The sequence below is a fragment of the Deinococcus rhizophilus genome (assembly GCF_030271215.1).
GTDB classification, from domain to species: Bacteria; Deinococcota; Deinococci; order Deinococcales; family Deinococcaceae; genus Deinococcus; species Deinococcus rhizophilus.
On sequence record NZ_JASNGB010000371.1, the window covers coordinates 1 to 667 of the forward strand.

The window sequence follows — 667 nt, forward strand, 5'->3', positions numbered from 1 at the left end:
CGGCAGCCCGGAGGCGCTGCGCGAGGTCGTGGCGGCCGTGACCGCGCCCGCGCTGCGCAAGGACTTCGTGGTTCACCCCGCCATGCTGCGCGAGGCCGCCGGGTGGGGGGCGTCGGCCGCGCTGCTGATGGTGGGCGTGCTGGGGGAGGCGACGGGCGAGTACCTGCGGGCCGCCCACCACGTCGGCCTCGACGCGCTCGTCGAGGTCCATGACGAGGCCGAGTTGGACATCGCGCTGGCGACCGGGGCCGAGATCGTCGGGGTGAACAACCGCGACCTGCGGACGCTGGAGATCGACCTGTCGGTCAGCCCCCGCCTGATTCGCCGGGCGCGGGAGGCGGGCTTCACGGGCCCCCTCGTCGCGGAGAGCGGCTACCGCAGCGCCGCCGACCTCGCGGGTGTGCGCGGGCTGGCCGACGCGGTGCTGGTGGGCAGCAGCCTCGCGGGAAGCGGCGACCTGGAGGGGGCGACTCGGGCGCTGCTGGCGGGGAGCGACTGACCATGCTGCCTGGCCTCTACCTGCTGCTCGCGCTCGCCTTTGCCGGGGCGCTGGTCGCGCTGCTGCTGCGGCCGGGCTCGGCGCGGGCGGGCGTGGTGTGGGGGCTGGCGGCGGGGCTGCCGCTGCTCGCGGCGCTCGCGGGAGCTCTCGCCGGGCAGTCGCGGGCCG

General features: G+C 77.2%; 1 protein-coding gene. It reads left to right on the top strand.

Annotation, left to right across the window (positions count from 1 at the left end):
• The coding region (locus QOL99_RS17400; protein ID WP_285525672.1) for an indole-3-glycerol phosphate synthase TrpC at positions 1–499 on the top strand (499 nt) is incomplete at its 5' end.
• Between the last annotated feature and the right edge of the window lie 168 nt (positions 500–667).